At 71.2% G+C, this 12,324-nt stretch carries 15 protein-coding genes; 12 read left to right on the forward strand and 3 right to left on the reverse strand.

Annotation, left to right across the window (positions count from 1 at the left end; translation table 11 throughout):
- Positions 1-5: 5 nt before the first annotated feature.
- The 3 genes from P6897_RS04465 to P6897_RS04475 all read right to left on the reverse strand — a co-directional run bounded on the left by P6897_RS04465 (position 6) and on the right by P6897_RS04475 (position 2,012).
- Positions 6-542, reverse strand: a complete 537-nt coding sequence (locus P6897_RS04465; RefSeq protein WP_274177474.1) for a GNAT family protein — start codon at positions 540-542, stop codon at positions 6-8.
- A 105-nt stretch (positions 543-647) separates the two neighbouring features.
- Positions 648-959, reverse strand: a complete 312-nt coding sequence (locus P6897_RS04470) for a hypothetical protein (protein WP_282502215.1) — start codon at positions 957-959, stop codon at positions 648-650.
- A gap of 18 nt (positions 960-977) precedes the next feature.
- Entirely contained in the window at positions 978-2,012 is a 1,035-nt protein-coding gene (locus P6897_RS04475) for an LLM class flavin-dependent oxidoreductase (protein ID WP_269267469.1), read from the reverse strand.
- Between the two features lie 76 nt (positions 2,013-2,088).
- Between P6897_RS04475 and P6897_RS04480 the strand changes: the two genes are divergently transcribed.
- From P6897_RS04480 to P6897_RS04535, 12 genes are all read left to right on the forward strand, one after another.
- Entirely contained in the window at positions 2,089-2,598 is a 510-nt protein-coding gene (locus P6897_RS04480; protein ID WP_023951957.1) for a bifunctional nuclease family protein, read from the forward strand.
- Positions 2,599-2,663: 65 nt separating this feature from the next.
- Positions 2,664-3,311: an NAD(P)H-binding protein gene (locus P6897_RS04485; RefSeq protein ID WP_274177477.1), complete on the forward strand. Its 648-nt coding sequence runs from the start codon at positions 2,664-2,666 to the stop codon at positions 3,309-3,311.
- Between the two features lie 68 nt (positions 3,312-3,379).
- On the forward strand, positions 3,380-4,312 hold the full coding sequence (locus P6897_RS04490) for an iron-siderophore ABC transporter substrate-binding protein (RefSeq protein ID WP_282502216.1): 933 nt from the start codon (positions 3,380-3,382) through the stop codon (positions 4,310-4,312).
- Entirely contained in the window at positions 4,309-5,310 is a 1,002-nt protein-coding gene (locus P6897_RS04495) for an iron chelate uptake ABC transporter family permease subunit (RefSeq protein ID WP_282502217.1), read from the forward strand. The genes P6897_RS04490 and P6897_RS04495 overlap by 4 nt, the downstream gene beginning before the upstream one ends.
- Positions 5,307-6,347 (forward strand): iron chelate uptake ABC transporter family permease subunit, encoded by a 1,041-nt coding sequence (locus tag P6897_RS04500; RefSeq protein ID WP_274177480.1) that lies wholly within the window; start codon positions 5,307-5,309, stop codon positions 6,345-6,347. The genes P6897_RS04495 and P6897_RS04500 overlap by 4 nt, the downstream gene beginning before the upstream one ends.
- The gene (locus P6897_RS04505; RefSeq protein WP_282502218.1) at positions 6,340-7,173 is read left to right on the forward strand and encodes an ABC transporter ATP-binding protein; all 834 of its coding nucleotides are present in this window, start codon (positions 6,340-6,342) and stop codon (positions 7,171-7,173) included. The genes P6897_RS04500 and P6897_RS04505 overlap by 8 nt, the downstream gene beginning before the upstream one ends.
- A complete protein-coding gene (locus P6897_RS04510) occupies positions 7,170-8,027 on the forward strand; it encodes a siderophore-interacting protein (protein ID WP_274177482.1) in 858 nt (285 codons plus the stop codon). The genes P6897_RS04505 and P6897_RS04510 overlap by 4 nt, the downstream gene beginning before the upstream one ends.
- Positions 8,028-8,173: 146 nt before the next feature.
- Complete coding sequence (locus P6897_RS04515) at positions 8,174-8,671, forward strand: GNAT family N-acetyltransferase (protein ID WP_282502219.1); 498 nt, start codon at positions 8,174-8,176, stop codon at positions 8,669-8,671.
- Positions 8,672-8,745: 74 nt separating this feature from the next.
- A complete protein-coding gene (locus P6897_RS04520) occupies positions 8,746-9,594 on the forward strand; it encodes an aldo/keto reductase (protein ID WP_282502220.1) in 849 nt (282 codons plus the stop codon).
- Positions 9,595-9,721: 127 nt separating this feature from the next.
- Positions 9,722-10,453: a sulfurtransferase gene (locus tag P6897_RS04525; protein ID WP_282502221.1), complete on the forward strand. Its 732-nt coding sequence runs from the start codon at positions 9,722-9,724 to the stop codon at positions 10,451-10,453.
- A gap of 2 nt (positions 10,454-10,455) precedes the next feature.
- On the forward strand, positions 10,456-11,139 hold the full coding sequence (locus P6897_RS04530; RefSeq protein ID WP_282502223.1) for an NAD-dependent deacylase: 684 nt from the start codon (positions 10,456-10,458) through the stop codon (positions 11,137-11,139).
- Positions 11,140-11,174: 35 nt separating this feature from the next.
- Entirely contained in the window at positions 11,175-12,260 is a 1,086-nt protein-coding gene (locus P6897_RS04535) for a crosslink repair DNA glycosylase YcaQ family protein (RefSeq protein WP_282502224.1), read from the forward strand.
- Positions 12,261-12,324 lie beyond the last annotated feature (64 nt).

Consider the following 12,324-nt stretch of genomic DNA (forward strand, 5'->3'; position numbering starts at 1 on the left):
CGGAGCTAAGACCAGCGCAGTGGCGTGACCTCGCCCGTCTCCCAGTCGCGGCGGAGGATGCTGTACGCCACCGATCCCAGCGGTTCGGCCCCCTCGACGGGCCATCCCTCGCGGTAGTAGGCCTCCTGGACCCAGCCGCACGCATCGAAGACGCGGCGCATCGCGCGATTGTCCTCGCGGGTCTGCCCCTCGAAGCGGTCGACGTCGGGCATCGTCGTGAACACGTGGTCTGCCGCCGTCGCCAGCACGTCTTTCGCGAGGCCGCGGCCCCGCCACGCCGACGCCAGCCGGAGATCGAACAGCGGTGCGCCGTCGCTGATCTCCTCGAGGCGGAAGAACCCGATGCGGCCGTGCTCGACATGGTCGATCCAGAACGAGTCGTTGTCGTCGTCGCGGAACCGTCCCGCGGCGATGCCGTCCTCGACCTGCTCGCGCGTCGGCCGGGTTCCGACGTGGAACGGGAACACCTCGCCGGTCATGAACGCGATCAGTTCCTCGCGGTCGGCTCCCGTCGGGTCGATACGGACGAGCTCGATGATCATGGCGGCGCCTTCGCTTCGGGGGCGGGCGGTGCCGCGGTCGCGGCACCCGTGCGCCGGTCAGCGGCGCTCGCGCTCAACGCTAACGGCTGGCTGGGCTGTGTCAGGTCAGGGGATGAAGGCGCTCGCTTCGCGGGCGAGGTGTTCGCCGATGAGTACCACGGCGATCGCAACCACCGCCACCGCGAGAACCCCGGCGATCTGCACGCCCCGCCGTTTGGGGGTCAGGAACGCCGCAACCAGCGCGACGACGACGCACAGCGCCGCGAAGAGACGAAGGCCAGCGGACACCGCGATAGCGAGATACGCCTCGTCATCTCGCACCGCGATCAGGCCGGACGCGACGTCGAGTCCCGCGAGTACGACCGCGCCCGACGCGATCGCGAGCTGTGCAGATGGATGGACGTCGAGCTTCGTCACGCCGCCGAGCCTAGGCGGTCAGACGGTGGCGGGTGCCGACTTCCAGCCGAGCGCGGGAGCGACGTACTTCGCGAACGACTCGACGATGCGCAGGTTGAACTCGACGCCCAGCTGCGACGGGATCGTCAGCATGAGGGTGTCGGCGCTCATGACCGCGGCATCCTGCAGCAGCTGCTCGACGAGGACGTCGGGCGCCGCGGCGTACGTCTTGCCGAAGGTCGAGCGCATGCCGTCGATGTAACCGATGCCGTCCTGGTCGTTGCTGCCGCCGAAGTACAGCTCGTCCTCGGCGGTCGTGATCGGGAAGACCGAGCGGCTGACCGACGTGCGGGGCTCACCGGGATGCCCGGCTTCGCGCCACGCGGCGCGGAACGCATCGAGCTGTCGGGCCTGCAGGATGTCGAACGGCGTACCGTCCGCCTCGGTGAGGAGCGTCGACGACATCAGGTGCACACCCTTGCGTCCGGCCCACTCAGCGGTCTCGGTCGTGCCGGCGCCCCACCAGATGCGGGAGCGGAGTCCGGAGGAGTGGGGCTCGATCCGCTGCATCCCGTTCCCGCCGCCGAAGGGACTGTTCGGGTCGCGCTCGGCGAGTCCTTCGCCCTCGATGGCGCGGAGGAAGGTGTCGAAGTGCTCGCGTGCGATGTCGGCGCCGCGCGGATCCTGCGAGCCGGTGTACCCGAACGCCTCGTACCCGCGGACGACGGTCTCGGGTGACCCGCGGCTCACGCCGAGCGCGAGTCGCCCGTCGGAGATCAGGTCGACGGCCGCGGCCTCCTCGGCGAGGTAGAGCGGGTTCTCGTACCGCATGTCGATGACGCCGGTGCCGATCTCGATGTTCTTCGTCGTCGCGGCGATCGCGGCCAGCAGCGGCATCGGCGACGCCTGCTGCCGTGCGAAGTGGTGCACGCGGAAGTAGGCGCCCACGGCGCCGAGGTCGTCCATTCCCTGCGCGAGGTCGATGGCCTGACGCAGCGAATCACCGGCGGTGAGCTCGCGACCGCCGCCCAGGGGACCGTAGTGACCGAACGAGAGAGTGCCGAAACGCTGCATGTCAACCCGCAACGCCCGTGGCCCCGTTCGCATTCCCCCGTGCATAGGCTGGGCGAAACCGACCCCGGGAGGTGTCATGGTCCAGGTCCGCGTTCTCGGGGTCGCGCTCGATCCCGCTCAGCAGCACGTCATCCTGCTCAAGCCCGTCGACGCGCTGTCGGATCGGGTGCTGCCGGTCTGGATCGGTTCGCAGGAGGCGACGTCGATCCTCGTCGCGGTCGAAGGGGTCTCGCCCCCGCGTCCCCTCGCGCACGACCTCATGATCCGCCTGCTCGACGCGACGGACGCGACCGTCGACCGTGTCGAGGTCACCCGCATCGACGACGGCACCTTCTACGCCGAGGTGACGGTCACGGCCCTCACCGGATCTCGGGTGGTCGATGCCCGCCCCTCCGACGCGATCGCGCTCGCCTCGCGTGCCGGGGCGCCGATCTTCGTCGCCGACGACGTGCTCGCCGAGGCGGGCATCCCCGATACCGTGAGCGAAGCGCCGGAGGGGGCCGAGACTCCCGAGGCGGCCGAGCAGCGCGTCGCGGAGTTCCGCGAGTTCCTCGACGACATCGATCCCGACGATTTCCGCGGCTGACGCGCCGGCCGAAGAGCCGGCGCAGCCGCATCCGATCCACACCCCCCCCGACGAAAGGAACACCCATGTCCCGCATCCTGATCATCGGAGGCCACGGCAAGGTCGCGCTCCGCCTGGAGCCGATCCTCGCCGAGCGCGGTGACACCGTCACCGCCGTCATCCGCAACCGCGATCACGAGGCCGACGTCGCCGCGACCGGTGCCACGCCACTCGTCGCCGACGTCGAGTCCTTCGACGTCGACCAGCTGACGAACCTGCTCAGCGGCAACGACGCGGTCGTCTGGGCTGCCGGAGCCGGAGGAGGGGATGCCGCCCGAACCTGGGCCGTCGACCGCGACGCGGCCATCCGCTCGATCGACGCCGCCGCGGCAGCCGGCGTGCGCCGCTACGTCATGGTGTCGTACTTCGGTGCGGGACCGGATCACGGCGTGCCCGAGGACGACTCCTTCTACGCCTACGCCGAGGCGAAGGCGGAGGCCGACGCGCACCTGCGCGAGAGCGGGCTGGACTGGACGATCGTCGCGCCGAGCGGCCTGACGCTCGACGAGCCGACCGGCAAGATCACGGTGGGCGGCTCGGGCGAGGAGTCCGTTCCCCGCGGCGATGTCGCGGCGGTCATCGCAGCCGTCCTCGCCGAGCCCTCGACGGCCGGACGCATGATCGAGTTCACGGGCGGCGACACCCCGATCGAGGCGGCCCTCACAGCCGACTGACCGTTTTTGTTAGGGTTGCCTTGCCTCATCGCGCTCGCCGCGAGATCGACCCGAGGGAAGGCCCCCACATGCTGTCTCGTCCCCTTCGGCGCGCCCTGAGCGCCGTCGCCATCTCGGCCGCCGCGGCCCTCGTCGTGGCCGGATGTGCGGCGCAGCCCTCTGCGGCCGACGTCGCCCCTGAGGCCAGCGCCGCGGCTCGCTCCGTCGAGCACGCCCGCGGCGTCACCGAGATTCCCGAGCAGCCCCAGCGCGTCGTGACCCTCGAGCCCCTCGAACTCGACACCGCGGTCTCCGTCGGCATCACGCCGGTCGGAGCCGCGGTCGCGAGTAACGTCGCGGGGATCCCCGCCTACCTCGGCGTCGATGGCGTTCAACCGGTCGGCACGGTACCCGAGCCCGACCTCGAGGCGATCGCCGCGCTCAAGCCCGATCTCATCCTCGGAACCGAGGCGCGTCACTCGAAGCTGTACGACCAGCTGTCCGCGATCGCCCCGACAGTCTTCATCGCGACGCAGGCGGACCCGTGGCGTGACAACGCGGAGCTGATCGGCGAGGCGCTCGGGCGCGAGGATGAGGTCGCGGCGCAGATCGCCGCCGTCGACGACCGCTGCGCCGAAATCGGCGAAGCCCACGATCTCGCCGGCAAGACGGCACAGGTCATCCGCCCCCGCGACGAGACGACCCTCAGCCTGTACGGACCCGTCTCGTTCGCGGGCAGCCTGCTCGAGTGCGTCGGCTACACGACGCCCGCGCACGACTGGGCCGACGGACTGCAGGCCGACATCTCTCCCGAGAACGTCCTCGACGCGCGTGCGGACGCCGTCTTCGTCACGGCATCCGACACGACCGACGCATCGGCGGTTCCGGCGGCGATCACCCAGAACGCGAATGCCTTCCCGTCGGTGACCCTCGTCGACACGAGCACCTGGGTGGCCGGTGTCGGTCCGCGCGGCGCCCAGAGCGTGCTGAGCGACATCGAGCGCTTCCTCGACGGGCGGTGAGCTCGAGAGCCGGACGCGCGGCGGCGGGGGCCGCGATCGCCCTGGCCCTGGTGCTCGTCGTCGCGGCATCCCTGGCCGTCGGGGCGAATCCGCTGTCACTCGACACCGTCATCGGGGTGCTGCGCGGCGAGGGCTCGCCCGAGGCGACGTTCGTCGTCGCCGAGCTCCGCGTTCCGCGGACGGTCGTGGGGCTTATCGCGGGTGCTGCCCTCGGTGTCGCCGGAGCGTTGATGCAGGCCTTCACGCGTAATCCGCTCGCTGATCCCGGCATCCTCGGAGTCAACGCCGGCGCCGCTCTCGCGGTCGCGCTCGGAATGGCGGTCCTCGGCGTCCACGCGACGTCGGGAGCGGTCTGGTTCGCGTTCGTCGGCGCACTCGTCGTTACGGTCGCCGTCTACCTGATCGGCTCGGGCGGGCGCGGGGCGGCGGGACCGATCCGGCTCACGCTCGCGGGTGTCGCGCTCGGTGCCGTGCTGTCGGGCATCACGACGGGCATCGTGCTCAGCGATCCCGACGCCTTCGACGCGATGCGCAGCTGGAACGCCGGGTCGCTCCTGGGTCGCGGCTGGGACACCATCGTGCCGGTCGCGCCCTTCATCGCGCTCGGGCTCGTCCTGGCGCTCGTGCTCGGCGCCGGACTCAACGCCGTCGCACTGGGCGATGACGTCGCTCGGGCGCAGGGGGCGAACCTCGCCGGCATCCGGATCGGCGTCACCGTCGCGGTGACCCTCCTGGCCGGGGCGGCGACGGCACTGGCGGGGCCGATCTCGTTCGTCGGGCTCATGGTGCCGCACATCGCACGCTGGCTGTTCGGTGCCGATCACCGGGTGATCCTCGCCGTCAGCGCCCTGCTCGCCCCGGTCGTCGTGCTCGCCGCGGACGTCGTGGGGCGCGTGCTCATCGCGCCCGCGGAACTGCCGGCCGGCATCGTCACGGCGTTCGTGGGAGCTCCGATCCTCATCGCGCTCGCGCGCCGACGCCGGGCGAGCGCACTGTGAGCGGCGGGCCGCGGATGCTGCGCCTGCGGGTCGGTGGACTGCACGTTCCCGTCCGCCTGCGCAGCGTCGTCGTCGGGATGGCTGCTCTCGTGGTCGCGGGCGTCCTGCTGGTCGTCGCCCTCGGCGCCGGTACGTTCCCCGTCGCGCCGGGCGATGTCATCGCGGCGCTGGCCGGCGCGAGCGACGATGCGCTCGTGCAGACCGTCGTCCGCGAGTGGCGGCTGCCGCGAGCGCTCGGAGCCCTCGGCGTGGGGGCTATCCTCGGGATCGCGGGGGCGCTCTTCCAGACCGTCACCCGCAATCCGCTCGCGAGCCCCGACATCCTGGGGCTGTCGAGCGGAGCGTTCACCGGGATGCTCGCCGCGCTCGTTCTGGTGTCGTCGAGCTGGCCGGTGCTCGTGGGCGGCTCGCTGATCGGTGCTCTCGGCACCGCGGTCGCGATCTGGGCGCTCGCCTGGCGCGGCGGGTTGCAGGGGTTCCGCCTCATCGTCGTCGGCATCGGCGTCTCGGCGATGCTCGCGTCGCTCAACACCTGGATGCTGCTGCAGATCGAGCTCGAGACCGCGATGTTCGCCTCGGCCTGGGGCGCAGGCAGTCTCAACGGCGTCACGGCTCCGGCGGTGGCCGGTGCACTCGCGTGTGCGGTGCCGTTCGTCGCCCTGTCGTTCGCGCTCGTACCGCGGCTGCGTCAGCTCGAGCTCGGTGACGACCTCGCTGCCGCCACCGGCGCCCGACCGCAGCTCGTTCGCACGCTCGCGCTGCTGGTCGGGGTCGTGCTGGTCGCGGCCGCGACGACCGTCGGCGGTCCCATCGCCTTCGTCGCGCTGGCCGCGCCGCAGGTGGGGCGCCTCATCGCGCGCACTCCGCACCTGTCGCTCGGGCTCTCCGCCCTGATCGGCGCCGTGCTGCTGATCGCCTCCGACCTCATCGCGCAGCACGTGCTGCCCGCTCCGCTTCCCGTCGGCGTCGTCACCGTCTCGCTCGGCGGCGCCTACCTCGTCCTCATGATCGTGCTGGAGGTCCGCCGCCGTGCCTGACCCGTTCCCTTCGGCGACATCGCTCGCCGCCGAGTCCGTGACCCTCGCCTACGACGGCGCCGAGATCGTCCGCGATCTGTCGGTACGAATCGAGCCCGGGTCGTTCACCGTCATCATCGGGCCCAACGCCTGCGGCAAATCCACTCTTCTGCGCGGCGTGTCGCGCCTGCTCGCGCCGCGTGCGGGGAACATCGTGCTCGACGGGCGCGCGATCACCGAGCTGCCCGCGAAGGAGGTCGCCCGCCGACTGGGTCTGCTGCCGCAATCGGCGATCGCGCCCGAGGGCATCACCGTACGCGAGCTCGTCGGACGCGGGCGCTATCCGCACCAGAACCTCTTCCGGCAGTGGTCGGCCGCCGATGATGCGGCCGTCGACGAGGCGCTGGCGGCGACCGGGACGACGCAGCTCGCCTCGCGCGCGGTCGAGGCCCTCTCGGGCGGCCAGCGGCAGCGCGTCTGGGTCGCAATGGTCCTGGCGCAGCAGACGGACCTGCTGCTGCTCGACGAGCCGACGACGTTCCTTGATATGGCCCACCAGGTCGACCTGATGGAGCTCTTCGCCGAGCTGAACGAGCGGGGCCGTACGATCGTCGCGGTGCTCCACGACCTGAACCACGCCGCCCGGTACGCGAGCCGCATCGTCGCGATGCGAGACGGGCGCATCCTCGCGGAGGGACCCCCGGCGGAGGTGATCACGAGCGAGCGGGTGCAGGAGGTCTTCGGGCTCGCGAACGTCGTCGTCGATGATCCGGTCACGGGTGGGCCGCTCGTCGTGCCGCTGCGCGCGCGTCGGCCCAGGGCAGTGACGGGGGAGGAAGCACCGTGAGCCTTGAGCGTCCCTGGGCGTACAGCGCCTTCGTCGTCGAGGTCGCCGCCGTGGCGAGACTGAGCCCCGGCTTCATCCGCATCACCCTTCGCGGGGAGGCGCTGGCGAACTTCGCGCCGTGGGGGCTCGACCAGCGCATCAAGATCGTGTTGCCGATGCCCGGGCGCCCACACCCGGGGCTCGCCGAGTTCGGCCTGCTCGACGAGCCGACCCCGCACCCCTCCGACTGGTACGCCCGGTGGAAGGCGCTCGACGAGGACGACCGCAACGTGCTGCGCACCTATACGCCGTCGGCGATTCGCGTCGCCGAACGCGAGATCGACGTCGACTTCTTCCTGCACGAGCCCGTCGGCCCCGCCTCGGCATGGGCCCTGGCCGCCCGCCCCGGCGACCCGCTCGTCATCACGGGACCCGACGTGCGGATGGGATGGACGGGATACGGCATCCATTGGACGCCGGGCGAGGCGAGCCGTTTCCTCCTCGTGGGCGACGAGACGGCTTTCCCCGCCCTGCGGAACATCGTCGACTCGCTGCCGGAGGAGGCGCAGCCGCACGTGATCGTCGGCGCGGCGGACCCCGCCGACGACCTCGTCACGCGATCGATCGCCGACCGTGCCCTCGTGACGCGTGTCGAGCACCGCGCCGGCGACGACGCCCTCTCCACGGCGGTGCGGTCCTGGGCCGCGGAGCACGGTGCCGCCGCCGCGGCCGACCCGGGCTACGGCGTGTGGCTCGCCGGCGAGTCGGGCGTCGTCACCGGCATCCGCCGGTTCCTGACCGCCGAGGTCGGCATGCCGAAGGAGCGCATCTCGTTCCTCGGGTACTGGCGGCACGGCGGCCCGCTCGTCGGGTGATTCCCGACGCTCGCGCTAACTCCTCATGGTCGGAGGTCGTCTCGGCGGCCATCGCGGGCATCCCGGGCCGTCCGGTGCGGGCAACGCCCGAAAGTGAGGAGTTGGCGCGGCGTGGCGGCGGACGCCACGCTCGATACGCTGGCGGGATGACCCCGCGCGACCTTACCGGCGGCGCTGTCCTGCGCGCCGCCCGCCCCGGTGACGAGACCGGCATCCTCGCCTGCATCCACGCCCTCGCCGTCTACGAGCGCGAACCGGATGCCGTCGAGAACACCGCCGAGATGCTCACCGAGACGCTGTTCGGAACAGAGCCCCGCGCCTTCTGCCACGTGGTCGAGCGCGACGGCGCGATCATGGGCATCGCGATCTGGTTCCTGACCTATTCGACCTGGACGGGACGCCACGGCATCTGGCTCGAAGACCTCTTCGTCGACGAATCGCAGCGCGGCACCGGCTACGGCAAGGCGCTGATCGCCTCGCTCGCCGAGGTCTGCGTCGAGCGCGGGTACTCACGGCTCGAGTGGACCGTCCTCGACTGGAACGCCCCCTCGATCGCGTTCTACCGCTCGATCGGAGCCGAGCCCATGACGGAATGGACGACGCAGCGCCTCACCGGCGACGCCCTGCACGCGCTCGCCGGCTGAGTGCTGCCATGCCCCTCGGAGCGCCCCGCGTCAATCCCGGCGACGCGGTCGGAGCGCGCTCGTAGGGTGGACTCATGGCAGATCAGATCCACGTTCCGAACGTGTCACTCAACTCCGGCTTCGAGATCCCGCAGCTCGGCTACGGCGTCTTCAAGGTCGACCCGGCCGAGACCGAGCGTCTCGTCTCCGAGGCCTTCGAGGCGGGCTACCGCCACATCGACACCGCCGCGATCTACGGCAACGAGGAGGGCGTCGGCCGCGCCATCGCCGCGAGCGGCATCCCGCGTGACGAGCTGTTCATCACGACCAAGCTGTGGAACGACCGCCAGGGCGGCGATGAGCCCCGCAAGGCACTCTCCGAGAGCCTCGAGAAGCTCGGGCTCGACCACGTCGACCTCTACCTCGTGCACTGGCCGGCCCCCGCCAACGGCAACTACGTCAACGCGTGGCAGAAGCTCATCGAGCTGCGCGACGCGGGCCACGCCCGCTCGATCGGCGTCTCGAACCACCTCGTCGAGCACCTCGAGAAGATCCACGCCGAGACCGGTGTGCTCCCCGCCGTCAACCAGATCGAGCTGCACCCGGCCTACCAGCAGAAGGATGTCGTCGACTGGGCGACCGACAAGGGCGTGCGCATCGAGTCGTGGGGTCCGCTCGGTCAGGGCAAGTACGACCTGTTCGGCGCCGAGCCCGTCGCCGAGGCAGCCGCCGCGCACGGCAAGAGCCCGGCTCAGGTCGTGCTGCGCTGGCACCTGCAGCGTGGCTTCATCGTCTTCCCCAAGACGGTCAGCCGCGAGCGCATGGTCGAGAACGCATCGCTGTTCGACTTCGAGCTCACCACGGCGCAGGTCGACGCGATCTCGGCGCTCGACCCGGGCGACGGCTCGGGCCGCGTGAGCGCCCACCCCTCCGAGGTGAACTGACCCCCCTCGGGCCGTTCCGGCTTCGGCTTCGGGCGCAGTTCTCGGCATCGCGCGCAGATTCTTCTGCGGCGAAGATCGGGAACTGCGCCCGATCCGTGTGCGGCCGCGCGTTTCGTAGGCTGGAGGCGTGGCATCCGTTCTCAACGTCTCGGCGTATCTCTTCACGCACATCGCCGACCCCGCCGAACTGCGCGAGGTGCTGCGCGAGCGTGCCGCGGGCGCGGGGCTCAAGGGCACGATCCTGCTGGCCGAGGAGGGGATCAACCTGTTCCTCGCCGGTCCGGAGAGCGATGTCCGAGGCTTCCTCGACGACCTGTGCGCCGACGAGCGCTTCGCAGCGCTGACGGCCAAGGAGAGCTGGTCCGACGAACAGCCGTTCGGCCGGATGCTCGTGAAGGTCAAGCGCGAGATCATCCGCATGGACCGCCCCGCGATCCGCCCCGCCGCCGAACGCGCGCCCAGCGTGTCGCCCGACGACCTACGGCGCTGGCTCGACCAGGGCCACGACGACACCGGCCGCGAGATCGTGCTGCTCGACACCCGCAACGCGTTCGAGGTCGACTACGGCACCTTCGTGGGCGCCGTCGACTGGCGGATCGAACGGTTCACCCAGTTCCCGGATGCTGCGGCCGCGCATCGCGACCAGCTCGCCGATAAGACGGTCGTCAGCTTCTGCACGGGAGGTATTCGCTGCGAGAAGGCGGCGATCGTCCTGCGCGAGGAGGGGGTCGACGCCTACCAGCTCGAGGGCGGGATCCTCGGCTACTTCGAGCACGCGGGCGGTGCGCACTGGAACGGAGAGTGCTTCGTCTTCGACGAGCGCGAGGCTCTCGCCCCCGACCTGACGGCGCGGCGCTGACGGTGGCGCGAATCGTCGTCCTCACGGGGGCCGGTATCTCCGCCGAGTCGGGCATCCGTACGTTCCGCGCCGCCGACGGACTCTGGGAGGACCACCGCATCGAGGATGTCGCGACTCCCGAGGGCTATGCGGCCGACCCGGCTCTCGTCCACGCGTTCTACGACGAGCGTCGTCGCGCGGCGGCCGCCGCGGAGCCCAATGCGGCGCATATCGCGCTCGCCGACCTCGAAGCACGGCGCCCGGGCGATGTGCTCATCGTCACGCAGAACATCGACGATCTGCACGAGCGTGCCGGGTCGGTGCGCGTCAGCCACATCCACGGCGAGCTCGAGTCGGCGCTCTGCGAGGCGTGCGGAGAGCGGATGCGGTGGCACGGCGACCTCGCCGACGGGCCGCCCTGCCCCGTGTGCGGAGCCCGAGCGCTCCGCCCCGACGTGGTCTGGTTCGGTGAGGCGGTATATGGGCTCGACGACATCTTCGACGCGGTGGCGCTGTGCGAGCAGTTCTGGGTGATCGGGACGTCGGGGGCGGTCACGCCCGCGGCATCCCTCGTCGCGGTGGCGGCGGAAGCCGGGGCCCGCACCGCTCTGCTGAACCTCGAGGCCTACGAGGACCTTCGCCTGTTCGACGACGTCCTGCTCGGCCCGGCGACGGCGACCGTTCCCGAGTGGGTCGCCCGCTTCTGAGCGTCGCGGTCGGGGGTCGGCGGTAGCGTCATCGCATGGAACCGCATCGGCTCACGCGCGAGCAGGCGCGCCGCGTCATCGTGCGGGCGCAGCTGCTCGAGGCAGACCGTCCCGGCGACGTCGTCGAGGTGGCCGAGCAGATCGGCGCCATCAAGATCGACCCGACGGCCGTCATCGCGCCCAGCGAGCAGGCCATCCCGTGGGCGAGGATCGGCTGGGGATATGAGCCGGGGCAGCTGACGAAGGCCGTCGAAGACGACCGACACCTCTTCGAGTACGCCGGATCGTTCCACCCCGCGAGCATGCTGCCCGCGATGCGCGTGCGGATGCGGATGCGTCCTGTGCGCGAGAGCACCGCGGCGTGGCTCGAGGCCAACAGCGCGTTCCGGGCCGACGTGCTGGCGCGCCTGCGCACGGACGGACCGCTGCTGGCGGCCGACATCCCCGACACCGCCGCCGTGCCCGCCGGCAACGACAGCGGCTGGTACAGCGACAACCAGGTGCCGCGCATGCTCGACCTGCTCGAGCGCCTCGGCGAGGTCGCGGTCGTGGGGCGTGCCGGTCGGCTGCGCCGCTGGGATGTCGCCGAGCGGGCGCGTGGTCCCGAGCCCGCTGACCTGACCTACGACGAGGCGGGGGCGATCCTCGACGAGCGCCGCCTGCAGGGCGCGGGGCTCGCGCGGCAGAAGTCGTCGTGGTCGGGGGTCGGGATGGCCGGCGAGCCGGCCTCCGTCGAGGGCAGCACGTGGAAGTGGCGGGTCGACCCGCGGGCGCTCGAAGCCATCGACGACGACCCCGGCGGGAGGGTGGCGATCCTCAATCCGTACGACGGAATGCTGTTTGACCGGCCGCGACTGGTCGAGGCCTTCGATTTCACCTACAAGCTCGAGCAGTTCGTGCCGAAGGCGCAGCGCGTCTACGGCTACTTCGCGCATCCCATCCTCTGCGGCGACCGGTTCATCGGCCTCCTCGACGCGGCGCTCGACAAACCGAAGGAGAACCTCGTCGTCGCGGCGCTGCACGAGCTCGTGCCCTGGGAGAGCGAGGAGCGCGAGATGGTCGAGGCGGAGATCCGCGACCTGGCCGAATGGCTCGGGGTGCCGGTACGCGGACTCGACTGACTCCGCCCCTGGCCTACCAGCCGACCGTCGAGGTCGCAAGTCGGTCGCGATGGCGCCGGTGACG

The organism is Microbacterium sp. BDGP8 (assembly GCF_029991045.1).
GTDB classification, from domain to species: Bacteria; Actinomycetota; Actinomycetes; order Actinomycetales; family Microbacteriaceae; genus Microbacterium; species Microbacterium plantarum.

Excerpts from the sequence above, each read along its gene's own strand:
- P6897_RS04475 (WP_269267469.1), bottom strand. The coding sequence starts at position 2,012 with ATGCAGCGTTTCGGCACTCTCTCGTTCGGTCACTACGGTCCCCTGGGC.
- P6897_RS04490 (WP_282502216.1), top strand. The coding sequence starts at position 3,380 with ATGCTGTCTCGTCCCCTTCGGCGCGCCCTGAGCGCCGTCGCCATCTCG.
- P6897_RS04520 (WP_282502220.1), top strand. The coding sequence starts at position 8,746 with ATGGCAGATCAGATCCACGTTCCGAACGTGTCACTCAACTCCGGCTTC.
- P6897_RS04535 (WP_282502224.1), top strand. The coding sequence starts at position 11,175 with ATGGAACCGCATCGGCTCACGCGCGAGCAGGCGCGCCGCGTCATCGTG.
- P6897_RS04485 (WP_274177477.1), top strand. The coding sequence starts at position 2,664 with ATGTCCCGCATCCTGATCATCGGAGGCCACGGCAAGGTCGCGCTCCGC.
- P6897_RS04480 (WP_023951957.1), top strand. The coding sequence starts at position 2,089 with ATGGTCCAGGTCCGCGTTCTCGGGGTCGCGCTCGATCCCGCTCAGCAG.
- P6897_RS04465 (WP_274177474.1), bottom strand. The coding sequence starts at position 542 with ATGATCATCGAGCTCGTCCGTATCGACCCGACGGGAGCCGACCGCGAG.
- P6897_RS04515 (WP_282502219.1), top strand. The coding sequence starts at position 8,174 with ATGACCCCGCGCGACCTTACCGGCGGCGCTGTCCTGCGCGCCGCCCGC.